Origin of the sequence: Variovorax jilinensis (assembly GCF_030316885.1) — a bacterium.
Classification (GTDB): Bacteria; Pseudomonadota; Gammaproteobacteria; order Burkholderiales; family Burkholderiaceae_C; genus Variovorax; species Variovorax jilinensis.
Map to the genome: position 1 here is coordinate 121088 of NZ_JASZYQ010000002.1, position 21471 is coordinate 142558.

The 21471-nt window shown below is 68.7% G+C and carries 25 protein-coding genes and 1 riboswitch; of the genes, 15 read left to right on the forward strand and 10 right to left on the reverse strand.

The features are described from left to right. Nucleotides 1-3 precede the first annotated feature (3 nt). The 3 genes from QTH87_RS07625 (at nucleotide 4) to QTH87_RS07635 (ending at nucleotide 1659) form a co-directional block, all read left to right on the forward strand. Nucleotides 4-411 (forward strand): DUF2325 domain-containing protein, encoded by a 408-nt coding sequence (locus tag QTH87_RS07625; protein ID WP_286608251.1) that lies wholly within the window; start codon nucleotides 4-6, stop codon nucleotides 409-411. A gap of 46 nt (nucleotides 412-457) precedes the next feature. Further along, nucleotides 458-676, forward strand: coding sequence for a SlyX family protein (locus QTH87_RS07630; protein ID WP_286608253.1), 219 nt, complete (start codon nucleotides 458-460; stop codon nucleotides 674-676). Nucleotides 677-780: 104 nt separating this feature from the next. Continuing rightward, nucleotides 781-1659: a DUF4399 domain-containing protein gene (locus tag QTH87_RS07635; protein WP_286608255.1), complete on the forward strand. Its 879-nt coding sequence runs from the start codon at nucleotides 781-783 to the stop codon at nucleotides 1657-1659. 24 nt (nucleotides 1660-1683) lie between these two features. Here QTH87_RS07635 and QTH87_RS07640 read toward each other — a convergent pair whose 3' ends face one another. Beyond that, a complete protein-coding gene (locus tag QTH87_RS07640) occupies nucleotides 1684-2478 on the reverse strand; it encodes an HAD-IIB family hydrolase (protein WP_444812771.1) in 795 nt (264 codons plus the stop codon). Between the two features lie 17 nt (nucleotides 2479-2495). Then, nucleotides 2496-4124: a peptide chain release factor 3 gene (locus QTH87_RS07645; RefSeq protein ID WP_286608258.1), complete on the reverse strand. Its 1629-nt coding sequence runs from the start codon at nucleotides 4122-4124 to the stop codon at nucleotides 2496-2498. A 135-nt stretch (nucleotides 4125-4259) separates the two neighbouring features. Continuing rightward, a riboswitch (S-adenosyl-L-homocysteine riboswitch) is annotated at nucleotides 4260-4329 on the forward strand. A gap of 78 nt (nucleotides 4330-4407) precedes the next feature. Between QTH87_RS07645 and ahcY the strand changes: the two genes are divergently transcribed. From ahcY to QTH87_RS07665, 4 genes are all read left to right on the forward strand, one after another. Continuing rightward, nucleotides 4408-5847 carry an adenosylhomocysteinase gene (gene ahcY / locus QTH87_RS07650; protein ID WP_286608259.1) on the forward strand — a complete coding sequence of 480 codons (1440 nt, stop codon included), beginning with the start codon at nucleotides 4408-4410 and terminating at the stop codon, nucleotides 5845-5847. A gap of 10 nt (nucleotides 5848-5857) precedes the next feature. Further along, on the forward strand, nucleotides 5858-6694 hold the full coding sequence (locus tag QTH87_RS07655) for a TlyA family RNA methyltransferase (protein ID WP_286608260.1): 837 nt from the start codon (nucleotides 5858-5860) through the stop codon (nucleotides 6692-6694). After that, nucleotides 6672-7505 (forward strand): methylenetetrahydrofolate reductase [NAD(P)H], encoded by an 834-nt coding sequence (gene metF, locus QTH87_RS07660; RefSeq protein ID WP_286608261.1) that lies wholly within the window; start codon nucleotides 6672-6674, stop codon nucleotides 7503-7505. The genes QTH87_RS07655 and metF overlap by 23 nt, the downstream gene beginning before the upstream one ends. An 80-nt stretch (nucleotides 7506-7585) precedes the next feature. Beyond that, on the forward strand, nucleotides 7586-8239 hold the full coding sequence (locus QTH87_RS07665; protein ID WP_444812772.1) for a septal ring lytic transglycosylase RlpA family protein: 654 nt from the start codon (nucleotides 7586-7588) through the stop codon (nucleotides 8237-8239). A 13-nt stretch (nucleotides 8240-8252) separates the two neighbouring features. On the opposite strand, the gene QTH87_RS07670 is transcribed toward QTH87_RS07665, so the two are convergent. Further along, nucleotides 8253-9242, reverse strand: coding sequence for a 23S rRNA (adenine(2030)-N(6))-methyltransferase RlmJ (locus QTH87_RS07670; RefSeq protein WP_286608264.1), 990 nt, complete (start codon nucleotides 9240-9242; stop codon nucleotides 8253-8255). A 229-nt stretch (nucleotides 9243-9471) separates the two neighbouring features. Between QTH87_RS07670 and rplM the strand changes: the two genes are divergently transcribed. The 4 genes from rplM (at nucleotide 9472) to mdtD (ending at nucleotide 12317) form a co-directional block, all read left to right on the forward strand. After that, nucleotides 9472-9903, forward strand: a complete 432-nt coding sequence (gene rplM / locus QTH87_RS07675; RefSeq protein ID WP_286608266.1) for a 50S ribosomal protein L13 — start codon at nucleotides 9472-9474, stop codon at nucleotides 9901-9903. A gap of 15 nt (nucleotides 9904-9918) precedes the next feature. Next, on the forward strand, nucleotides 9919-10311 hold the full coding sequence (gene rpsI, locus QTH87_RS07680; protein WP_214681933.1) for a 30S ribosomal protein S9: 393 nt from the start codon (nucleotides 9919-9921) through the stop codon (nucleotides 10309-10311). Between the two features lie 128 nt (nucleotides 10312-10439). Continuing rightward, complete coding sequence (gene erpA / locus QTH87_RS07685; RefSeq protein WP_286608268.1) at nucleotides 10440-10811, forward strand: iron-sulfur cluster insertion protein ErpA; 372 nt, start codon at nucleotides 10440-10442, stop codon at nucleotides 10809-10811. An 87-nt stretch (nucleotides 10812-10898) separates the two neighbouring features. Beyond that, nucleotides 10899-12317, forward strand: a complete 1419-nt coding sequence (mdtD, locus tag QTH87_RS07690) for a multidrug transporter subunit MdtD (protein WP_286608270.1) — start codon at nucleotides 10899-10901, stop codon at nucleotides 12315-12317. Between the two features lie 15 nt (nucleotides 12318-12332). On the opposite strand, the gene QTH87_RS07695 is transcribed toward mdtD, so the two are convergent. Together QTH87_RS07695 and QTH87_RS07700 are read right to left on the reverse strand one after the other, a co-directional pair. Beyond that, entirely contained in the window at nucleotides 12333-13442 is a 1110-nt protein-coding gene (locus QTH87_RS07695) for an anhydro-N-acetylmuramic acid kinase (protein ID WP_286608271.1), read from the reverse strand. 42 nt (nucleotides 13443-13484) lie between these two features. Further along, nucleotides 13485-14834, reverse strand: coding sequence for a peptidoglycan DD-metalloendopeptidase family protein (locus QTH87_RS07700; RefSeq protein ID WP_286608273.1), 1350 nt, complete (start codon nucleotides 14832-14834; stop codon nucleotides 13485-13487). A gap of 156 nt (nucleotides 14835-14990) precedes the next feature. Between QTH87_RS07700 and tyrS the strand changes: the two genes are divergently transcribed. Then, complete coding sequence (gene tyrS / locus QTH87_RS07705; protein WP_286608275.1) at nucleotides 14991-16223, forward strand: tyrosine--tRNA ligase; 1233 nt, start codon at nucleotides 14991-14993, stop codon at nucleotides 16221-16223. A gap of 39 nt (nucleotides 16224-16262) precedes the next feature. Here the strand turns inward: tyrS and QTH87_RS07710 are convergent, their stop codons facing one another. Both QTH87_RS07710 and QTH87_RS07715 read right to left on the reverse strand, forming a co-directional pair. Further along, nucleotides 16263-16871, reverse strand: coding sequence for an OmpA family protein (locus QTH87_RS07710; protein ID WP_286608276.1), 609 nt, complete (start codon nucleotides 16869-16871; stop codon nucleotides 16263-16265). Next, the gene (locus QTH87_RS07715) at nucleotides 16871-17371 is read right to left on the reverse strand and encodes a FecR family protein (protein WP_286608277.1); all 501 of its coding nucleotides are present in this window, start codon (nucleotides 17369-17371) and stop codon (nucleotides 16871-16873) included. Before QTH87_RS07715 ends, QTH87_RS07710 begins: the two co-directional genes overlap by 1 nt. Nucleotides 17372-17556: 185 nt before the next feature. Here QTH87_RS07715 and QTH87_RS07720 point away from each other — a divergent pair, with 185 nt between their 5' ends. Next, a complete protein-coding gene (locus tag QTH87_RS07720; RefSeq protein ID WP_286608279.1) occupies nucleotides 17557-18501 on the forward strand; it encodes a cation diffusion facilitator family transporter in 945 nt (314 codons plus the stop codon). Next, complete coding sequence (dtd, locus tag QTH87_RS07725) at nucleotides 18498-18938, forward strand: D-aminoacyl-tRNA deacylase (RefSeq protein WP_286608280.1); 441 nt, start codon at nucleotides 18498-18500, stop codon at nucleotides 18936-18938. Before QTH87_RS07720 ends, dtd begins: the two co-directional genes overlap by 4 nt. A gap of 19 nt (nucleotides 18939-18957) precedes the next feature. On the opposite strand, the gene ybeY is transcribed toward dtd, so the two are convergent. Both ybeY and QTH87_RS07735 read right to left on the reverse strand, forming a co-directional pair. Next, entirely contained in the window at nucleotides 18958-19410 is a 453-nt protein-coding gene (gene ybeY, locus QTH87_RS07730; protein ID WP_286608282.1) for an rRNA maturation RNase YbeY, read from the reverse strand. After that, nucleotides 19410-20354 (reverse strand): PhoH family protein, encoded by a 945-nt coding sequence (locus tag QTH87_RS07735; protein ID WP_286608284.1) that lies wholly within the window; start codon nucleotides 20352-20354, stop codon nucleotides 19410-19412. The genes ybeY and QTH87_RS07735 overlap by 1 nt, the downstream gene beginning before the upstream one ends. Before the next feature lie 31 nt (nucleotides 20355-20385). Here QTH87_RS07735 and ruvA point away from each other — a divergent pair, with 31 nt between their 5' ends. Beyond that, a complete protein-coding gene (ruvA, locus tag QTH87_RS07740) occupies nucleotides 20386-20958 on the forward strand; it encodes a Holliday junction branch migration protein RuvA (RefSeq protein WP_286608286.1) in 573 nt (190 codons plus the stop codon). Nucleotides 20959-20985: 27 nt separating this feature from the next. Here ruvA and QTH87_RS07745 read toward each other — a convergent pair whose 3' ends face one another. After that, nucleotides 20986-21411, reverse strand: a complete 426-nt coding sequence (locus QTH87_RS07745; protein ID WP_286608288.1) for a hypothetical protein — start codon at nucleotides 21409-21411, stop codon at nucleotides 20986-20988. Nucleotides 21412-21471: the final 60 nt, after the last annotated feature.

The following is a 21471-nucleotide window of genomic DNA, read 5'->3' on the forward strand; positions in this document are numbered from 1 at the left end:
GACGTGAGCGCGCCCCGACATCGCTGCGACGACGGCGACATCCGTCGCGAGCATCGCGCCCTGATGGCCCAATACGCCAGCGTGCAGGAGCGCTGCAGCCTGCAGCTGCGACAGCAGGCCGCCGAGATCGAGCGCCTGCGCACCCAGATGCTGCGCCTGCGCGCCGAGGTGATCGTCCGCACCACCATGCTGGCCTGGTCATGCGAGGAATGGGGCGGCGAAGTCTCCGACTTCGAGGCGCTCGAAGCCGACCTGCGCGACGCCGACCTCGTGATCTGCCAGACCGGTTGCATCAGCCACGGCGCCTACTGGCTGGTCGAGGACCACTGCCGACGCACCGGCAAGCGCTGCGTGCAGATCGGCCAGGCCGACGAGCCGCGCGTCTTCCAGTGGCTGTTGCAGGTGCCTTAGCCGGCTGGCGTCGGCACGGCTGCGCGCTTGCTGTCCAATGGCGGCCATGGACACCCAGCAAGACGCGCAACGCCGCATCACCGAACTCGAGATCAAGGCCAGCTTTACCGAAGACCTGCTCGACGAGCTCAATCTGACGATCTACCGCCAGCAGGAGCAGATCGACGCCCTGGTGCAGCAGGTGGCGCAGTTGCGCCGGCAGGCGCCGGAGGGCGGGCAGGGCGCAGCGCGAAATCCGCGCGACGAGTTGCCTCCGCACTACTGATCGATCGGATGTCAGGCCTTTGTTCGCATTCGTCAAACGTTTGTGGCACGGATTTGGTACAAATGGATACACAATTCGCGAAGATCACGTAGCCGGGGGTATTCATGGTCGATCGAAAGCATGGGGTGTCGGTATGGGTCGGCGGCGCCGTGGCCGCTGCGGCCTTGTCGCTTGTCGGCGCTGGTGACGCTGCGGCCCAGGCGCCTGCCGCGGCCCACGCGCATGCGCCGGCCGGGCTCCCGGTCGCCCAGCCCGACGCTGCCGCGCTGGTGGTGCATCCCTGGGTGGTGCCGCCGCCGAACTGGTCGCCCGAGGCCTATTTCACCAATCTCAAGGACGGCTCGACCACCGAGACGCCGTTCGTGGCGCGCTTCGGACTTTCGATGCGCGGCATCGTGCCGGCCGGCCAGACCGCGGGTACGGCGGGCCATCACCACCTGCTGATCAACCAGCCACTGCCGCTCGACTTCACGAAGCCGCTACCCTTCACCGAGCACTACATCCACTTCGGCAAGGGCCAGATGGAGACCGTGGTCGACCTGCCCCCCGGCACCTACACGATGCGGCTGGTGCTGGCCGACCAGGGCCACATCCCGTACTTCGTCTACAGCAAGCCGATGCGCTTCACGGTCAGCAAGCAGAACAAGGGCGTCACGCCCGCCAGCCTGCTCGGCGAGCCGCGCATCGAACTGCTGAGCCCGGCAGACCGCAGCAGCGTGCAGCTGCCGCTGCGCCTGCAGTTCCATGCCAGTGGTCTCAACGTCTCGAACTCGGCGCCCAAGGTGGCCGACACCGGCCACTTCCGGCTGGTGCTCGAGCGGCCGGGACAGAAGGCGGAAGCGATCGAGCTCGACGGCGGCCAGACCGAGCTGTGGCTCAGCCCGCCCAAGGGCAGCTACACCGCCCGGCTCGAACTCGTGAGCAACACGACCGCCGACAAGGTGGTGGCACGCGCGAAGCCGGTGTCGTTCACAGTGCCCTGAGCGCCGCGAGCGCCCTGAAGCTGGTCAGGAGGCGCGCGCCGCGAGCACCGCGGCAGCCGCCTCGGCGAATCCGGCCCCGCGTGCGGCCAGCGTGACGTAGCGCGGCAACTGCGGAAGTGCCGCCTCGAAGCGGCGGATGTTCTCCACGCCGATGCTGTGATCGAAGTGCGCGAACATCAGGGCGTCGTTGGTGGAGTCGCCGACATAGGCCCAGCGATCCGATTCCTCGTCGAGCGTGCGGCCCCAGAGCTCGCGCACGATCCAGCGCGCGCCTTCTAGCTTGTCGTGTGCGCCGTACCAGCCGTTGACATGGATGCTGCTGACCGTCGCGTGCATGCCTTCGCTCTTCATCAACGCGACCACGGCGGCGATCTGTGCATCGTCGAGCGTGGTGAATTCGCTGTGGTCGATCGCGATGTCGCATTCGCGGCCTGCCGAATCGGTGGCGCGGCGCGCGCCGGGGATCTCGGCCTCGATGCGTGCCAGTACCGCCTGCATGCGCGCGAAGTTGTGCGCGCGCGTTCCGGCGTCCTGCTGATACCGCTTGCAGAGGCCGCCGGCGCCGTCGGGCAGGAGCGCCACCGCGCCGTTCTCGGCCACGATCGCGTCGACCGGCCAGGCGGTCGCGAAGGGCACGCTCCAGCCGACCGGCCGGCCCGTGATCGCCACCCGATGCAGCCCGGCGGTCTCGAGTGCGCCGAGCGCGGCCAGCGCATCGGGCGTGATCGCACCTTCGGTGGTCAGCGTGTCGTCGATGTCGGTGAAGACGCCGACCAGTGCGCGCCGCTCGGCCAGCGGCCATTGCGCGATCGGCAGCATGCTCGAGCGGCGGGCCATCAGCCGGCCGTCTGCAGCGCCAGGCCCGCGTGCTCGCGCAGCGGGTGGAAGTGGATCTTCGGAAAGCGTTCCTGCGCCAGGCGCACGTCGTAGGGCGAGGTGCACAGGTAGGCCAGCGTGTTGGCGGCATCGAGCGCCATGCGCGCCGGATAGGCGTCGACGAAGGCGCGCAGCTCGGCCGGCGTGTCGGCCGTGATCCAGCGCGCGCCCGTGTACTGGCAGCCCTCGAGCCGCACGTCGGCGTCGTATTCGGTCTTCAGGCGGTGCTGCACCACTTCGAACTGCAGCTGGCCGACCGCGCCGAGCAGCATGGGGCCGCCGATCTCGGGCCGGAAGACCTGGATCGCGCCTTCCTCGCCGAGCTGGGCCAGCCCCTGCTGCAGCTGCTTGGTGCGCAGCGGATTCTTGAGGATCACGGTCATGAAGAGCTCGGGCGCGAAGAAGGGCAGGCCCGTGAACTGCAGCGAGGCGCCGTCGGTGATGGTGTCGCCGAGCTGCACGCCGCCGTGGGTCGTGAAGCCCACGATGTCGCCGGCATAGGCTTCCTCGACCGCCTCGCGGCGCTGGCTCATGAAGGTCACGACGCTGGTCGGGCGCAGTTCCTTGGCGGTGCGCTGCACGCGCAGCTTCATGCCCGGCGTGTAGCGGCCCGAGGCCATGCGCACGAACGCGATGCGGTCGCGGTGATTGGCGTCCATGTTGGCCTGGACCTTGAAGACCACGCCTGCGAAGTCCTTGTCCTCGGGCTGGATCTCCTTGACCACCGGCTGCCGGTTGACCAGCGTGGTGCTGGTTCGCGACTGCGGCTGCGGCGCCAGGTCGACCAGCGCATCGAGCACTTCCATGACGCCGAAGTTGTTGACGCCGGAGCCGAAGAACACCGGCGTCTGCTGCCCGGCCAGGAAGGCCTCGCGGTCCCAGCTCGGCGAGGCGCCGGTGGCCAGCTCCATGCTTTCCATCGCCAGGTCGAACTCGCGGCCGAAGCGCTTGTGCAGGGCCTCGCGGTCCGTCAGCGGGATGGTCTCGAAATCCTGCGGCAGCTTTTCCTGACCCGACTCGAACACCGTCATGGCTTGCGTGCGCAGGTTGATGATGCCGCCGAAGCTCTTGCCCTGGCCCACCGGCCAGGTCATCGGCACGCAGGGCATGCCGAGCTCGCGCTCGATCTCGTCGAGCAGTTCGAGCGGCTCGCGAACCTCGCGGTCCATCTTGTTGACGAAGGTGATGATCGGCGTGTCGCGCTGGCGGCAGACCTCGATCAGGCGGCGCGTCTGGGCTTCGACGCCGTTGGCGGCATCGATCACCATCAGCGCCGAGTCGACCGCGGTCAGCACGCGGTAGGTGTCTTCCGAGAAGTCCTTGTGGCCGGGCGTGTCGAGCAGGTTGATGACATGGTCGCGGTAGACCATCTGCATGACCGACGACGCCACCGAGATGCCGCGCTGCTTCTCGATCTCCATCCAGTCGGAGGTTGCGTGGCGCGAGGCCTTGCGCGCCTTCACCGAGCCCGCGATCTGGATCGCGCCCGAGAACAGCAGCAGCTTCTCGGTCAGCGTGGTCTTGCCGGCGTCGGGGTGCGAAATGATCGCGAAGGTGCGGCGGCGTTTGGTTTCGGAGGCGAAGGTCATGGTGAACGCGGTGCGCGCTCACGGGCGCGGGCTGCAGAAGGCAAAGCCCGCAATTTTACCGGGGAGGCCGGCAGCGTGCAGGCCGCCGGCGCCGGCCGTGCTGGCGGCCCGGCCCGGCGAAGCGCTAAAATGCACCGTTCCGAGGAGCGTTGCAGCGCCGCCAGGCGTGAGGCTCGGACCATCATCGCAACCACGCTCATCCGCTCGCTCGCGGTGAGTCCGTCCCCGAACTGAGCGGCATCTTTCAAACTCGCACCACCTGCGAAATTGCTTTGGAGCCGACATGAGCGCTGTACTCAAACCCCAACCCATCTCCACCGCCGATCAGGCGATCGCCGACCTGTCCCTGGCCGCCTGGGGCCGCAAGGAGATCCGCATCGCGGAGACCGAGATGCCCGGCCTGATGGCGATCCGCGAGGAATTCGCCAAGAGCCAGCCGCTCAAGGGCGCGCGCATCACGGGTTCGCTGCACATGACGATCCAGACCGCGGTGCTGATCGAGACGCTGCAGGCGCTCGGCGCCACCGTGCGCTGGGCCTCGTGCAACATCTTCTCCACGCAGGATCACGCGGCCGCCGCGATCGCCGCCAGCAACACGCCGGTGTTCGCCATCAAGGGCGAGTCGCTCGAGGACTACTGGGACTACACGCACGCGATCTTCGACTTCGGACCCAAGGGCTCGAAGGGCGAGGGCCCGAACATGATCCTCGACGACGGCGGCGACGCCACGCTGCTGATGCACCTGGGCCAGCGCGCCGAGAAGGACCTGGGCGTGCTCGCCAACCCGACCAGCGACGAGGAACGCATCCTCTACGCAGCCATCAAGGCCAAGCTCGCGACCGATGCCACCTGGTACACGCGCAAGTCGGCCGAGATCATCGGCGTGACCGAGGAAACCACCACCGGCGTGCACCGCTTGAACGAGATGTCGGCCAAGGGCACGCTGCTGTTCCGCGCCATCAACGTCAACGACTCGGTCACCAAGAGCAAGTTCGACAACCTCTACGGCTGCCGCGAATCGCTGGTCGACGGCATCAAGCGCGCCACCGACGTGATGATCGCGGGCAAGGTGGCCTGCGTGGCCGGCTACGGCGACGTCGGCAAGGGCTCGGCCCAGGCCCTGCGTGCGCTCAGCGCCCAGGTGTGGGTGACCGAGATCGACCCCATCAACGCGCTGCAGGCCGCGATGGAAGGCTACAAGGTCGTGACCATGGAATACGCGGCCGACAAGGCCGACATCTTCGTCACCACCACCGGCAACAAGGACGTCATCACGCACGACACGATGGCGAAGATGAAGGACCAGGCGATCGTCTGCAACATCGGCCACTTCGACAACGAGATCGAGGTCGCCGCGCTCGAGAAGTACGAGTGGGAAGAGATCAAGCCGCAGGTCGACCACATCACCTTCCCGGACGGCAAGAAGATCATCCTGCTGGCCAAGGGCCGCCTCGTGAACCTCGGCTGCGGCACCGGCCATCCGAGCTTCGTGATGTCGTCCTCGTTCGCCAACCAGACCATCGCCCAGATCGAGCTCTTCACCAAGCCCGACGCCTACCAGGCCGGCAAGGTCTACGTGCTGCCCAAGCACCTCGACGAGAAGGTCGCGCGCCTGCATCTGAAGAAGGTCGGCGCCATGCTGACCGAGCTGACAGACGCGCAGGCGGCCTACATCGGCGTCGACAAGAACGGCCCGTACAAGCCCGACACCTACCGCTACTGAGTTCGCCGCTTTGCGCGCCGATCAGTTGCTCGTCGAACGCGGCATGGCCGCTTCGCGCTCCCAGGCTGTCAGGCTGATCGCGGGCGGCCTGCGCTGGCGTGATGGCAGCGCCGACTGGCGCGCCGTGGCCAAGCCGCGTGAGGAGATTCCCGACCACGCCGAGCTCGAGTTGCTCGACGCCGCCGAGGCGCGCTACGTCTCGCGCGGCGGCCTCAAGCTCGAGGGCGCGCTGGCCGCGACCGGCGTCGACCCGCGCGGCCGGCGCTGCCTCGACGTCGGCCAGTCGACCGGTGGCTTCACCGACTGTCTGCTGCAGCGGGGTGCGGTGCAGGTGGTCGGCGTCGATGTCGGTCACGGCCAGCTGCATGCGCGCGTGCGCGACGACGAACGCGTGATCGCGGTCGAGGGCGTCAATGCACGCACGCTGACCGCCGAGGCCTGGGCGCAGCCGGCAGACGACGGCGACGCAGGCGACGACGACGACGCCGAAGCGGCCGACCCCGGCTTCGGCCTGATCGTCGGCGACCTCTCCTTCATCTCGCTCACGCTGGTGCTGCCGGCGCTGGTGCCGCTGCTGGCGCCCGATGGCGAGTTGCTGATGCTCGTCAAGCCGCAGTTCGAGCTGCAGCCGGGACAGGTCGGCAAGGGCGGCATCGTGCGCGATCCGGCGCTCCATGCGGTGGTGGAGCAGCGCCTGCGCGATGCCTGCGAAGCCCTGGATCTCAGGGTGCTGCGCTGGCTCGACAGCCCGATCGAGGGCGGCGACGGCAACCACGAGTTCTTCATCCACGCCGTTCACCAGGACGGCCCCACAGGAGCCGGCCGTGCGCCTTCCTCTGAGCTTTGAGTTCTTCCCGACCAAGACGCCCGAAGGCGCGGTCAAGCTGCGCGCGGTGCGCCAGCAGCTGTATGCGCAGGCGCCCGAGTTCTGCTCCGTGACCTATGGCGCCGGCGGTTCGACCCACGAAGGCACCTTCGGCGCGGTGCGCGAGATCCTCGAGGAGGGCGTGTCGGCGGCCTGCCACTTCTCGTGCATCGGCGCGACCCGGGCCACCGTGCGCTCGCAGCTGGCCGAACTGAAGGCCATGGGCGTCAAGCGCCTCGTGGCGCTGCGCGGCGACCTGCCGAGCGGCTACGGCATCGGCGGTGAATTCCTCTATGCCAGCGATCTCGTGGCCTTCATCCGTGCGGAAACGGGAAGCGACTTCCACATCGAGGTCGCCTGCTACCCCGAGGTGCATCCGCAGGCGCGGTCGCCCGAAGCCGACCTGCAGGCCTTCGCTGCCAAGGTGCGGGCGGGCGCCGATTCGGCCATCACGCAGTATTTCTTCAGCGCCGAGGCGTACTTCCGCTTCGTCGACGAAGCGCGCGCGCTGGGCCTCGCGACGCCGATCGTGCCGGGCATCATGCCGATCACGAGCTCGACGCAACTCATGCGCTTCTCGGACGCCTGCGGTGCCGAGATCCCGCGCTGGATCCGGCTGCGGCTGCAGGCCTTCGGCGACGACACCGCATCGATCAAGGACTTCGGCCTCGATGTCGTGGCCGCCCTGTGCGAGCGGCTGCGCGAAGGCAGCGCACCGGCGCTGCACTTCTACACGATGAACCAGTCGGTGGCGACGCTCGGCGTGCTGCAGCGGCTGGGCTGGGCTGCATGACAGGAACAACGGGCGCGCGCGGTCGATCCGCTGCGTCGCTCGTGGCGCTGATCGGCGCTGCGCTGCTCGCAGGCTGCACCGTGCCGCCGCAGGGCGAGGGTGGCTCGGGCAATGCCGGGCAGGGCTTCCAGTTCCCCAGCCTGCGGCCGCTGGCCCGGCAGCCCGCGCTGCCGCCCGGCGCCCCGCCGCGCTCGGCCGTGCCCTCGGTGCGCTACGACCTGGCCGTCTCGGGCGCCGACGAACTGACGCCCGACGACGGCGTGCCCGGGGACGAAGGTCCGCGAGAGATCTTCGAGCGCGGCGGTGCCTCGTGGTACGGCATCCAGTTCCACCAGCGCAAGACCGCCAACGGCGAGCGCTTCGACATGACGGCGTTCACGGCGGCCCACAAGACCCTGCCCTTCAACACCCGCGTCTGCGTGCGCAGCCTGGTCAACGGCCGCGAGGTGCTGGTGCGGGTGAACGATCGCGGCCCCTATGCCTCGGGCCGCATCATCGACCTGAGCCGCGCCGCCGCCGAGGCCATCGGCATGCTCGGGCTCGGCATCAAGCAGGTGGCACTGTCGATTCCCGCCAAGGAGAGCGACCGTTGCGGTGGCGTTGCGGTCGGACCGGCCGACACGCCGGTCCAGCCGGTCGCCGATGCGCCGGCCAGGCCGGCAGCGCAGCGCGCGACGAAGGCGGTGCCCAACAAGGCCACGACACGCAGCGTGCCGCCGCGCGAACGACGCTAGCGCGCTGCCTTCCTCAGCCGCCGCTGTCGAGCGATGAGGTGGCGTGCCGGTCCTGTGCCAGCCGCTGCGCCATCTGGGGCAGGGCCGCGGCCAGCAGCGGCTTCAGCGTGTAGGGCGGATTGATCAGGAACATCCCGCTCGCGGGCAGGCCGGGCCGGTGCGTGGCGCCGGTGGCGTCGGTCGTGATCTTGCTCGACTTCACCGTCAGGGTGGCGTGCAGCCACGATTTGCCGGCCTTCGTCGCCATGGTCTTGAGCCGGCGCGGCAGGTCGTGCGCCTCGGGCCGCGGAATGATCGGATACCACACCGCGTAGGTTCCGGTGGCGAAGCGCTTGAGCGCCTCGGCGACGAAATCGAGCACGCGCGCGTAGTCGCTCTTGATCTCGTAGCTCGGGTCGCACAGCACGAGCGCGCGGCGCGATGGGGGCGGCAGGAACTTGGTGGCACTGCCGAAGCCGTCGTCGCGCAGCACCGCGATCTGGCGGCCGGCCTCGAGCTGGGCGATGTTGGCGTCCAGCGTCCGGGCGTCGGTCGGGTGCAGCTCGAACAGCTTGAGCTTGTCGTGCTCACGCAGCAGGTGATGGACGATGAAGGGCGAGCCCGGGTAGATGCGCGCGCCGCCCTTGGGGTTGAAGTCGCCGACGACCTCCAGGTAGCGCGCCAATGCCGGGGCGACGGGCTCCGGTGGCTTGCTGGTGGTCTTCCTGGCGGGGCTCTTCTTTGCAGGGACGGCGCCGGGGACGGAACTGCCGGCGGCCGTCGGAGGGGCAGCGGCCGCTGCCGGCTCAGCTCCCGCGAGCAGGCGCAGGACGCCCTCCGCGGCCTCGCCGCTGGTGCCCGCGTAGTCGCCGTCGAGCCGGTAGAGGCCGGCGCCGGCGTGGGTGTCGACCACCGTGAGGGCGGCCTCCTTTTCGAGCAGATGCTCGAGGGTGGCAATCAGCACCGTGTGCTTGAGCACGTCGGCGTGGTTGCCGGCGTGGAAGGCGTGGCGGTAACTGAACATGCCCCGATGGTAACGGGCCGATCCCGCCCGGCGGTGCCCGCGGCACCGGAAATTCGCCCTGCGAGCCATTTCTTCGTATAATCGAGGGCTTCGCAGCGCTTTTGTGGCCCCGCGGCGGAGTTTTACATCCCACCTAAGAGATTCCCATCAGAGGAACGCCGACCGTGGAAAAGGGCCAACGTTCGCGGGTTCACGTGGAGCCCGCCAAACCCTCTCGAAGAGAAAACTCATGACCAAAACGTTCAGCGCCAAGCCCGCTGACGTGACGCACGAGTGGTTTGTGATTGACGCGACCGACAAGGTCCTCGGACGAGTAGCCAGCGAAGTTGCTCTCCGTTTGCGCGGCAAACACAAGGCCATTTACACGCCTCACGTCGATACCGGTGACTTCATCGTCATCATCAATGCAGCCCAGCTGCGCGTCACCGGCGCCAAGCCGATCGACAAGGTGTACTACCGTCACTCGGGCTACCCGGGCGGCATCACGGCCACCAACTTCCGCGACATGCAAGCCAAGCACCCGGGCCGCGCCCTGGAAAAGGCGGTCAAGGGCATGCTGCCCAAGGGCCCCCTCGGCTACGCGATGATCAAGAAACTCAAGGTCTACGGTGGCGCAGAGCACCCGCATACCGCCCAGCAGCCCAAGGCGCTGGAAATCTAATCAGGAGCCTTGAGAATGATTGGTGAATGGAACAATGGCACCGGCCGTCGCAAATCGAGCGTCGCCCGCGTGTTCATCAAGAAGGGCACCGGCAAGATCACGGTCAATGGCAAGGACATCCAGGCCTATTTCGGCCGGGAAACCTCGATCATGATCGCGAAGCAGCCGCTGTTCCTGACGAACAATGTCGAAGCCTTCGACATCATGATCAACGTCGCTGGCGGCGGTGAATCGGGCCAGGCCGGCGCAGCGCGCCACGGCATCACCCGTGCGCTGATCGACTATGACGCGACCCTCAAGCCGGTGCTGAGCCAGGCCGGTTTCGTGACGCGCGATGCGCGCGAAGTGGAACGCAAGAAGGTCGGTCTGCATTCCGCACGCCGCCGCAAGCAGTTCTCGAAGCGCTAAGCCGAAAGACGAGTGCTTGGGCTTACCGCCCGTGCTGTCAAAAAGCCGCCTTCGGGCGGCTTTTTGCTGGTTGCAGTAGCATCCTTCCATTGGCCGCCCGTCCGGCCCCCTTACAGGAGTTCCGTTCAATGAGCGCTGTTGCAGAAACCATCCAGACCCCGTCGGCGATGCCCGAGCCGATCGTCTTCACCGACAGCGCGGCCGCCAAGGTCGCCGACCTGATCGCCGAGGAAGGCAATCCCGACCTCAAGCTGCGCGTCTTCGTGCAGGGTGGCGGCTGCTCGGGATTCCAGTACGGATTCACCTTCGACGAGATCACCAACGAGGACGACACCACCATGACCAAGAACGGTGTATCCCTGCTGATCGACGCGATGAGCTACCAGTACCTGATCGGTGCCGAGATCGACTACAAGGAAGACCTCCAGGGCGCCCAGTTCGTGATCAAGAACCCGAACGCGACCAGCACCTGCGGCTGCGGCTCGAGCTTCTCTGCCTGAGCCTCTGGCGCGTGCCGTTTCCGTTCCACGCGCCCTTCGCTCCCATGAAGCCGCCTCCGGGCGGCTTTTTGCTGTCCGGCGATCGCGATGACCGGCGCTCAATCCCCGCGCAAGAGCCTGCTGTGGCTGGTGGCCGTCGGCTTCTTCATGCAGACGCTGGATGCCACCATCATCAACACGGCGCTGCCCGCCATGGCCCGCAGCCTGGGCGAAAGTCCGCTGCGCATGCAGTCCGTCGTGGTGGCCTATGCGCTGGCGATGGCGATGCTGATCCCGGCATCGGGCTGGATCGCCGATCGCCTGGGCACACGCCGTGTGTTCTTCGCCGCGATCGTGACCTTCGTGCTGGGCTCGCTGCTGTGCGCCGTCTCGCGCGACGTCGGCCAGCTGGTGGCGGCACGCGTGGTCCAGGGCATGGGCGGCGCGCTGCTGCTGCCGGTCGGCCGGCTCGCGCTGCTGCGCTCGGTGCCGCGTGCCGAATTTCTCGCGGCAATGAGCTTCGTCGCCATTCCGGGCCTGATCGGTCCGCTGCTCGGGCCGACGCTGGGCGGCTGGCTGGTGGAGTACGCGTCCTGGCACTGGATCTTCCTGATCAACGTGCCGGTGGGCCTGGTGGGCTGCATCGCCACGCTCTACGTCATGCCCGACCTGCGTGCGGCCGTACGCAGGCGCTTCGATGCCGTGGGCTATGCCATGCTGGCCTTCGGCATGGTGGCGATCTCGCTCGCGATCGACGGCGTCTCGGGGCTGGGCCTGCACGGCATCGGCGTGCTGGTGCTCGTGATCTTCGGCTTCGCGAGCATCGCCGCCTACTGGCTGCGCGCAGCGCGGATCGCCGATCCGCTTTTCGAGCCCGCGCTGTTCGGCATCCCGACGCTCGGCATCGGGCTGCTCGGCAACCTGTTCTCGCGCCTGGGCAGCGGCTGCATGCCCTTCCTGCTGCCGCTCCTGCTGCAGGTGTCGATGGGCTATTCGCCACTGAAGGCCGGACTCATGATGCTGCCCATCGCGCTGGCGGGCATGGCGATGAAGCGCTACGCGACCCCGCTGATCCTGCGCTATGGCTACCGTCGCGTGCTGGTGGTCAATACCGCGCTCGTGGGCTTGTCGATGGCCAGCTTCGGCCTGGCCGCACCGGGCCAGCCGCTGGCACTGCACCTGCTGCAGCTGATGGTGTTCGGCGCAGTGAACTCGCTGCAGTTCACGGCCATGAACACCATCACGCTCAAGGACCTCGACGGCAGCATGGCGAGCAGCGGCAACACGCTGCTGTCGATGGTGCAGATGCTCGCGATGAGTATGGGCGTGGCCACGGCCAGCGCGGTGCTCAACGGCTACACGGGCGTCTTCGGCACGGCGAGCCCGCTCGCGACGCTGCATGCCTTCGAGGCCACTTTCGCCAGCATGGGGCTCATCACGCTGGCCTCGGCGATGATCTTCTGGCATCTGCCGCCGGAAGCGCGGGCAGTGCAGCCCGTGCAGCCCGAGGTGTCGGGCCAGGGCTAGGCCGGGCCCGGTCGATCAGGCCGGCCAGATCGCGCCGAGCACGCGCGATTCCCGGGCGCCGGTGACGCTCGCGAGGTTGCCCGGCTCGCCGCGCAGGGTGCGCCGCGCCAGCCAGGCGAAGGCGGCGGCCTCGACCTCCTGCGGCGGCAGTCCGCGTTCGGCCGAGGACACGACCTCGACCGCCGGCAACAGGGCACGCAGGCGCGCCATCAGATGCTGGTTCAGGGCACCCCCGCCGCAGACGATCAGCGTCTGGCTGCCGGCGCCATGGCGCAGCAGGTGCGCGGCGCAGCTGCTGGCAGTCAGCTCGGTCAGCGTGGCCTGGATGTCGGCGGGCCGGGCGTCCGGACTGCCCAGCTGGGCAGCCAGCCAGGTAGGATTGAAGAGGTCGCGGCCCGTGCTCTTGGGTGGCGCCTTGGCGAAGTAAGGATCGGCCAAGAGGCGCGCCAGCAAGTCGGGCAGCACCCGGCCGCTCGCGGCCCACTGGCCGCCGGCGTCGTAGGGCTGGCCGATGTGGGTCTGGCACCAGTGGTCGATGAGCGCATTGCCGGGTCCGCAGTCGAAGCCCAGCACGGTGCCGCTGCCGGCCGGCAGCAGGCTCAGATTGGCGATGCCGCCGATGTTGAGCACCGCCACGGGCTGGTCGTCGCGCGCGAACAGCGCGCTGTGGAAGCCGGGCACGAGCGGCGCGCCCTGGCCGCCGGCCGCAAGGTCGCGGCTGCGGAAATCGGCCACCACCGCGATGCCCGTGAGTTCTGCGATCAGCGAGGGGTTGTTGATCTGCAGTGTGTAGCCGACCTCGTCGAACTCCCCGGGCCGGTGGCGCACGGTCTGGCCGTGGGCGCCGATCGCGGCGACTGCCGCAGCTTCGACGCCGGCGTCCTCGAGCAGCTGCTGCACCACCCGCGCATAGACCCGCGCGAGCTCGTTGCCAGCCAGCGCCGCGCGGTGCAGTTCGTTGCCGCCGGCGCTGTTGAGTCCCATGAGTTCGGCGCGCAGGCCCATCGGGAAGGGCGCCGCGGCATAGCCCTGCACCGCGATGCCGCCGTTGGCGAAATCGGCCAGCACGCCGTCGACGCCGTCGAGCGACGTGCCCGACATCAGGCCGATGAAGAGTTCAGCCATGGTCGGACGGTTCGATGCGAGGAGAGGCCCGAAGGCCCGGGATCAGTCGGCGCTGGCCTGGACCACCGAGAAGGCGGCCGCCAGTTCGGTGCGGGTGGCAATCGCCAGCCGCTCGAAGGCCGGCCGTGCGGCCGCGGTGATCGGCATGCCGCCTTCCTGCTGCGCGATCGTGGTCGGGTCGCGGTATTCGCCGTCGACGCGGAACTCGAAATGCAGGTGCGGGCCCGTGGCCCAGCCCGTCGAGCCGACGGCACCCAGGGTCTGGCTCTGGCTGATGCTCTGACCGGTCTTGACGTCGATGCGGCTCAGGTGGGCGTAGGCCGTTTCCTGGTTGTTGCGGTGCTTCACGATGACGATGTTGCCGTAGCCGTTCTGCGTGCCCGCGAACTCGACCGTGCCGTCGCCGACAGCGCGCACCGGCGTGCCCGTGGGCGCCGAGAAATCGATGCCGTGGTGCTGGCGCCAACTGTTGAGGATCGGGTGCATCCGCATCGCGAAGCCGCTGCTGACGCGCGTGAACTCGACGGGCGAGCTCAGGTAGGCGCGGCGCAGGCTGTCGCCGTTCGGGCGGTAGTAGCCACCCTTCTGGCCGGGTTCCTGGAACCACAGCGCCTGATAGAGCTTGCCGTTGCTCTCGAATTCGGCCGACAGCACACGGCCGCTGCGCAGCGTCTGGCCATCGGCGTCGAAGGTCTCGTAGACGACCGCGAATCGGTCGCCCTTGCGCAGCGAGCGGAAATCGACGTCGGTCGCGAAGATGTCGGCCAGTTGCGTCGCGACCGGATCGGGGATGCGGGCGTCGTCGGTGGCAGCGAACAGCGAGGTGCGCACGATGCCGCTGGCCAGCCGGGTGCCCGGTGTCAGGGCGTCGGTCTCGGTGCGGGCGCGGAAGCCGTTCGGCGTCTTCTCGACCACCAGGCGCTTGAAGCCGCCGTCGCCGTCGGGAATCCAGCGCGCGCTGAGCTTCTTGAGGGCGTTTTCCTGCGTCGCCTCGGCCGTGACCGTGCGGCCGGCACGGCCGAGCAGGGCGTTGCGGGCCTCGGCATTGCCGCGCACGAAGGCAGCGGCGTCAGGGTCGGACAGGCCCAGGCGCTGCAGCAGCGCCTCGGCGGTGTCGCTCGAGCGCGTGAGGTCGGTGCGGAACAGCGTGAAGCTGTGGGCGTCGAGCGCTTCGACCTGGTCGGCAAAGGCGCTCGGCTGGACAGCCTCGAAGACCTGGCGCACCGGCAGCTCGGAGGCATCGGGGCCCAGCGAGGCCACGGCGAACGCGCCGCCGCCGGCGGACAGCAGCAACGCGGCGATGGCAGCGGTGATCTGCTTGGGGTAGGTCCGGAATGTGTGAGCCACGCGCGAAGCAATCAGCTCCTCGGCGGCCAGAATGCCGTTGATCAAACTTCGAATTCCAGCTCAGGTTCAGCAAATCCGTGCTGCGGAGGCCGTGTCGGACGGGCGGCAGGACGGTGCGCTTACAGCGCCGCTTAGAATTCGGCGCTTGGAAAGTCGGGCTGAGTATAGCTTCGGCCATAGAGAAATCAGCCAAAAAGCCCAATGAACCCCGGTTTTGTTACATCCACAAGTCTGTCCGACGGCGTAGGACAGGCCCTCGAAATCTCCCTCCGCGGAACCGACGAATTGCTGCCCCAGGACGAATGGGTGCGCAAGCTGCAGCGTTCCGAGGCCACCGGCAAGCCGCTGCGGATCAAGCTGGGCCTCGATCCGACCGCGCCCGACATCCACATCGGCCACACGGTGGTGCTCAACAAGATGCGCCAGCTGCAGGATCTCGGCCATACCGTGATCTTCCTGATCGGCGACTTCACGACCACGATCGGCGATCCGTCGGGGCGCAACAGCACCCGGCCGCCGCTGACGCGCGAGCAGATCGAGGCCAACGCCCAGACCTACTACCGCCAGGCCAGCCTGGTGCTGGACCCCTCGAAGACCGAGATCCGCTACAACTCCGAATGGAGCGACCCGCTGGGCGCGCGCGGCATGATCCAGCTGGCCGCCAAGTACACGGTGGCGCGCATGATGGAGCGCGACGACTTCAGCAAGCGCTTCAAGGCCGGGCAGTCGATCTCGGTGCACGAATTCCTCTACCCGCTGATGCAGGGCTACGACTCGGTGGCGCTCAAGTCGGACCTGGAGCTTGGCGGTACGGATCAGAAATTCAATCTGCTGGTTGGTCGACATCTCCAGCAGGAATACGGCCAGGAGCCGCAGTGCATACTTACTATGCCACTGCTTGAGGGGCTCGATGGCGTCGAGAAGATGTCCAAGAGCAAGAACAACTACATCGGCATCAGCGAGGCGCCCAACGACATGTTCGCCAAGGTGCTGTCGATCTCCGACACCCTGATGTGGCGCTGGTACACGCTGCTGAGCTTCCGCTCGCTGGCCGAGATCGCGGCGCTCAAGGCCGAGGTCGAGGGCGGGCGCAATCCCAAGGACGCCAAGGTGGCCCTGGCGAAGGAAATCACGACCCGGTTCCACAGCGCGGCGGCGGCCGAGGCGGCCGAGCAGGATTTCATCAACCGCAGCAAGGGCGGTGTCCCCGACGAGATTCCCGAGGTCGTGCTGAACGGCGCGCCGCTGGGCATCGCCCAGTTGCTGAAGCAGGCCGGACTTGCGCCCTCGACCTCCGAGGGCAACCGCCTGATCGACGGCGGCGGCGTGCGCATCGACTCGGCGGTGGTCAGCGACAAGGCGCTCAAGCTTTCGGCCGGCCGCTACGTGGTGCAGGTCGGCAAGCGCAAGTTCGCGCGCGTCACTCTGGCCTGATCGGTCGGCGCGGCCGGGCCGACCGTCGCGCCATGCGTCCTAGCGGACTTCGATCGTCACGCGGCGATTGCGCGGCTCGTCGACGTCCTCGGCGGTGCGCACCGCGAGTTCGCGCTCGCCCCGGCCCACGGCCTCGATCCGGTTCGACGGGAAGTCCCGCGCGATGAAGAGCTGACGGATCTGCTGCGCGCGCGTGAGCGACAGGCTGTCGTTGAGCGCCGCGGGTCCCACGGTGTCCGTGTGACCGGTCACCACGATCTCGCCGCCGCTGCGCCCGCGCGCGGCGGCCAGCGCCTCGGTCAGGGTCGCCTGGGAGGCCGCAGTGAGCACGGTCCCGCCCGGTTCGAAATACACGGTGAAGCTCTGAGCCGGCGGCGGCAGGAGCTCGAACAGCATCCTGTTGTCACGCTGGACGCGCTCGGGGTTGGCCTTGTCGATGGTCGGAGCGCCCTTGGCGCCTAGCTTGGCGGTGGCCCGCTCGTAGGGCGTGGACAGGGTCTCCTCGCCGTCTTCGGTGCTGACCACCACGGCCGAGGGCCTGCCGTCGGACTGCGGCAGCAGAACGACGCGGGTTCCGGGCGAAGAACAGGCCGCGAGCAGCGCGGCGGCGAAGCAGGCGATCAGAAAGTGGGGAAGTCGTCGGCTCATCACGGTTGCGGATCCACCTCGACGATGAAATCGGTGCCGCGGATTCCGATCACCGCGGTCTGGGTCTCGACGCGCACGGCGTCGGGGTGCGTCTTGCCGATCAGCCCGGTGACCATGCGCAGCGAGCCACGCAGCAGGGACAGCAGCATGCCGCCGTCGTGCGTGGTGGAGTCGAAGTGGAACTGCTTGAGGTCCAGCCGCGAGGAGGGGCCGACCACCAGCTGCGTGCCGTCGCGCAGCACCACGCTGGCGCCGGAATCCTTGCCGGTCTGCAGGCGGTCGATCGGCGACAGGGCGTCGCCGGCGGCCGCAGCACGCGGCTCGGCGCCGCCGCCAAGCAATTGCACCTCGCCGCGCACCGATTTCACGAGGCCGGCACGCGCTTCGGCCACGGCGGGTGCGGCGGGCGCCGCAGGGCTGCCGGTCGCGCCGGTCTGGGCGGCTGCCGTGCTGGCGGCCATGACGAGGCCGCACAGGGCCAGGATTTTCTTGTCGTTCACGGGCACTTCCACGTCGTGGGGCCGGCGTCACCGGCATTTGCTTCGATCATCCCGTCGATTCCGGGGCATGGCGGCCGATGGTACGCGAGGCGGGCGGGGAGCCGGGCGCCCCCGATAATCGCCCGCGGCGCGCGACCCTGCCGCGGCGCCTTGTCCTGCAACTTCTTCCACCTGAGGCAACGTCCTTGCGATTCTCGGCGCTGAAACCGGCCCAGCTGCTGCGCGTGTCCATCGGGGTGGCGCTGGTCACGATCGTGCTGAAGGGCGCGGCCGGCTACGTCACCCACTCCATGGGCCTGATATCGGACGCCATGGAGTCCTTCGTGAACCTCGCGAGCGCGGTGTTCGCGCTGGCCATGGTCACGGTGGCCGCCCGGCCGGCCGACGAGGGCCATCCCTATGGCCATCACAAGGCCGAGTACTTCTCCTCGGGCTTCGAGGGCATCCTGATCGTCGGCGCCGCGGTCGCGATCATCTGGGTGGCCGTGCTGCGGCTGCTGTCGCCGCAACCGCTCGAGCAGCTCGGCTGGGGCCTGGCGCTGTCGGTGCTGAGCTCGGTCTTCAACGCAGCGCTGGCGTGGGTGATGTTCGGCGCCGCGCGCACGCACCGCTCGATCGCGCTCGAATCCGACGCCCGTCACCTGATGACGGACGTCTGGACCTCGGGGGCGGTGGTGGTCGGCCTCGTGGCGGTGCACTTCACGGGGTGGCTGTGGCTCGACCCGCTGCTTGCCATCGGCGTGGCGCTGAACATCGTGCGCGAGGGTGCGAAGCTGGTCTGGCGCTCGTCGCAGGGCCTGATGGACCAGGCGCTGGAGCCCGAGACGCAGGCGCTGCTGAACGCGGCGCTGGCGCGCTTCGCGGCCGCCGTGCCCGAGGGGGCCCAGCTGCGCTTCGATCACCTCGCGACGCGCCGTGCCGCGCAGCGGCGTTTCGCCGACCTGCACATGCACGTGCCGGGCGACTGGTCGCTGCAGCGCGCGGCCGGCCTGCGCGACGGCGTCGAGAAGACGCTCATGGACGCGGTGCCGGGCCTGCGCGTCACGATCCAGCTGCTGCCGCTCGGCATGGAGGCGCGCGCCACGCCGCCGCGCTCCCGACCCGCCTGCCGCCGGGAGGCGGCACCATGAAGGCCGTGCTGCAGCGCGTGGCGCACGCGCGGGTGGAAGTCGAGGGCCGGACCGTCGGAGCGATCGAGGCCGGTTTGCTGGTGCTGCTGTGCGCCGAGCGCGGCGACCACGATGCGCTGGCCGAGCGCCTGCTCGCGAAGATCCTCAAGATGCGCATCTTCGCGGACGAGGCAGGCAAGATGAACCGCAGCCTGCAGGACATCGGCGGCGGGCTGCTGGTGGTGAGCCAGTTCACCTTGGCGGCCGACGTGAGCGGCGGCAACCGGCCCAGCTTCACGCAGGCGGCGGCGCCCGACGAGGGGCGGCGTCTCTACGAGTTGTTCGTGGGCCTGGCGCGCGCGGCCCATCCCGTGGTGGCGACCGGCGAATTCGGCGCCGACATGCAGGTCCATCTCATGAACGACGGGCCGGTGACGATTCCGCTGCAGATGAAGTAGCCGCCGCGGCAGCGGGGCTTCAGTACGGGTTTCTGATGCCGAGCCCGGCGAGGATCTCGATCTCTCTTGCTTCCATGGCCTCGGCGTCCGCCTCGCCGGTCTCGTGGTCCCAGCCCTGCGCATGCAGCGTGCCGTGCACGAGCAGGTGTGCATAGTGGGCGGCCAGCGTCTTGCGCTGTTCCCTGGCCTCGCGCGCGACGACCGGCGCGCACAGCACCAGGTCGGCCATCACGACCGGCGACTGCGCGTAGTCGAAGGTCAGCACGTTGGTGGCGTAGTCCTTGCCGCGGAATTCGCGGTTCAGGCGCTGGCCTTCATCGGCGTCGACGATGCGCACCGTGATCTCGCCCTCCACATCGAGCGCGTGGCGGATCCAGCGGCGGACACCGTGGCGCGGCAGCGCCGCACGATGCCGCTCGACGCCAGGAAAGCGCGCGAACTGCAGCGACAGCGAGAGTGCTTCGAGCGCCATCAGTCGACCCTGCGCGCCGAGGTCTTGCGCGCGTTGTCGTAGGCGTCGACGATGCGCGCCACCAGCGGATGCCGCACCACGTCGGCGCTCGTGAAGCGCGTGATCGCGATGCCGTTGACGCGCTTGAGCACCCGCTCGGCATCGATCAGTCCGCTCGGCTGCGTCTTCGGCAGGTCGATCTGGCTGACGTCGCCCGTGACCACCGCCTTGGCGCCGAAGCCGATGCGCGTGAGGAACATCTTCATCTGCTCGACCGTGGTGTTCTGCGCCTCGTCGAGGATCACGAAGGCGTTGTTGAGCGTGCGACCGCGCATGAAGGCCAGCGGTGCGATCTCGAGCGCATTGCGCTCGAAGGCCTTCTGCACGCGCTCGAAGCCCATCAGGTCGTAGAGCGCGTCGTAGAGCGGCCGCAGGTACGGGTCGACCTTCTGCGTCAGGTCGCCGGGCAGGAAGCCGAGCCGCTCGCCGGCCTCGACCGCGGGCCGCGTGAGCACGATGCGCTGCACCGCGCTGCGCTCGAGCGCGTCGACCGCGCAGGCCACCGCAAGGTAGGTCTTGCCGGTGCCGGCCGGGCCGATGCCGAGCGTGATGTCGTGGTTCGCGATGTTCTCGAGGTACAGCGCCTGGGTCGGCGTGCGCGCGCGCAGGTCGGCGCGGCGCGTGGCCAGGCCGGCGGCCTGCTCGTCCATCGAGTCGTCGCTGGCAAGCGTGAGCTGCACCACGGCCGGGTCGATGGTGCGCTGGGCGATCTCGTAGAGCGCCTGCAGGACCTCCATGGCGCGCTGGGCATTGGGCTTGGGGCCGTCGATCTTGAACTGCTCGTGGCGATGCGCGATCTTGACGTCGAGCGCTTCTTCGATGCGCCGCAGGTGCGCGTCGAGCGGCCCGCAGAGGTGCCCGAGGCGCGTGTTGTTGGGCGGGGCGAAGGTGTGTCGCAGAATCACGCGGATTTCATTTCAAGCGAAAAGGGCACCCATGATAGGCAAACTCACCGGCATCCTGGCCGAACGCAATCCGCCCCAGGTGCTGGTGGACTGCAACGGCGTCGGCTACGAGGTCGATGTGCCGATGAGCACCTTCTACAACCTGCCGCCCAACGGCGAGCGCGTGTCGCTGCTCACGCACTTCGTGGTGCGCGAGGATGCGCAGATCCTCTACGGCTTCGGCAGCGCGCAGGAAAGGGCGGCGTTCCGCATGCTGATCAAGATATCCGGCGTCGGCCCGCGCATGGCGCTCGGCGTGCTCAGCGGGCTCAGTGTGGCCGAGCTGGCGCAGGCGATCACGCTGCAGGACGCGGGCCGCCTCGTGAAGATCCCGGGCATCGGCAAGAAGACGGCCGAACGACTGCTGCTGGAGCTCAAGGGCAAGCTGGGCGCCGACATCGCGCTGCCCGCGCATGCGGCCACCGATGCGCAGGCCGACATCCTGCAGGCGCTGGTCGCGCTCGGCTACAGCGACAAGGAGGCGGCGGCCTCGCTCAAGGCATTGCCGAAGGACGTGCCGGTCGGCGAGGGCATCAAGCTGGCCCTGCGCGCGCTGGCGAAATAGGCTGGTCCCGCGCCCGGGCTGCCGCGGCTACTGCAAGGCCAGCGCCAGCGCGAAGGCGATGGTCTGGACGGCCACCGTGAAGCCCTGTCGCTGCAGCAGCTGGCGCGTGGCACGCACGCGTTCGGGCAGCGCCACCGGTGGCGCGCCCCCGGGGCGCAGGCCCAGCGACACCAGGGCGGCGTCGAGAGCGGGCAGCGTCGCGATCGCGCCCTGGGCCAGGGCCGCGTACATCGCGGCTTCCTGCCGCAGCCGGAAGGCGGCATGACGCTCGAGCAGGCCGGCCAGCGCCACCACCGCGAACGCGGCCCACGAACTCGCCGGCAGCGAGCGTCCCGTGAGCGCCAGCACCAGCAGCGAGATGCACGACAGCGCGAGGCCCCAGGCAGCGACCGCCGCGCTGGCGCGCAGCAGGCCTGCGGTGGCGGTGCAGAGCGCACGGTCGGGGTCGTTCATGGGCGGGGGCTTTTCGTCTCTCTGGCGGGTGGCGCATTCTGCCGCAGCCGGCGTGTCGAC

Excerpts from the sequence above, each read along its gene's own strand:
- QTH87_RS07635 (WP_286608255.1), top strand. The coding sequence starts at position 781 with ATGGTCGATCGAAAGCATGGGGTGTCGGTATGGGTCGGCGGCGCCGTG.
- QTH87_RS07640 (WP_444812771.1), bottom strand. The coding sequence starts at position 2,478 with ATGCTGCCGATCGCGCAATGGCCGCTGGCCGAGCGGCGCGCACTGGTC.
- QTH87_RS07745 (WP_286608288.1), bottom strand. The coding sequence starts at position 21,411 with ATGAACGACCCCGACCGTGCGCTCTGCACCGCCACCGCAGGCCTGCTG.
- QTH87_RS07645 (WP_286608258.1), bottom strand. The coding sequence starts at position 4,124 with ATGACCTTCGCCTCCGAAACCAAACGCCGCCGCACCTTCGCGATCATT.
- ahcY (WP_286608259.1), top strand. The coding sequence starts at position 4,408 with ATGAGCGCTGTACTCAAACCCCAACCCATCTCCACCGCCGATCAGGCG.
- ybeY (WP_286608282.1), bottom strand. The coding sequence starts at position 19,410 with ATGGCGCTCGAAGCACTCTCGCTGTCGCTGCAGTTCGCGCGCTTTCCT.
- erpA (WP_286608268.1), top strand. The coding sequence starts at position 10,440 with ATGAGCGCTGTTGCAGAAACCATCCAGACCCCGTCGGCGATGCCCGAG.
- QTH87_RS07670 (WP_286608264.1), bottom strand. The coding sequence starts at position 9,242 with ATGTTCAGTTACCGCCACGCCTTCCACGCCGGCAACCACGCCGACGTG.
- mdtD (WP_286608270.1), top strand. The coding sequence starts at position 10,899 with ATGACCGGCGCTCAATCCCCGCGCAAGAGCCTGCTGTGGCTGGTGGCC.
- rplM (WP_286608266.1), top strand. The coding sequence starts at position 9,472 with ATGACCAAAACGTTCAGCGCCAAGCCCGCTGACGTGACGCACGAGTGG.
- tyrS (WP_286608275.1), top strand. The coding sequence starts at position 14,991 with ATGAACCCCGGTTTTGTTACATCCACAAGTCTGTCCGACGGCGTAGGA.
- rpsI (WP_214681933.1), top strand. The coding sequence starts at position 9,919 with ATGATTGGTGAATGGAACAATGGCACCGGCCGTCGCAAATCGAGCGTC.
- QTH87_RS07710 (WP_286608276.1), bottom strand. The coding sequence starts at position 16,871 with ATGAGCCGACGACTTCCCCACTTTCTGATCGCCTGCTTCGCCGCCGCG.
- QTH87_RS07695 (WP_286608271.1), bottom strand. The coding sequence starts at position 13,442 with ATGGCTGAACTCTTCATCGGCCTGATGTCGGGCACGTCGCTCGACGGC.
- QTH87_RS07630 (WP_286608253.1), top strand. The coding sequence starts at position 458 with ATGGACACCCAGCAAGACGCGCAACGCCGCATCACCGAACTCGAGATC.
- dtd (WP_286608280.1), top strand. The coding sequence starts at position 18,498 with ATGAAGGCCGTGCTGCAGCGCGTGGCGCACGCGCGGGTGGAAGTCGAG.
- ruvA (WP_286608286.1), top strand. The coding sequence starts at position 20,386 with ATGATAGGCAAACTCACCGGCATCCTGGCCGAACGCAATCCGCCCCAG.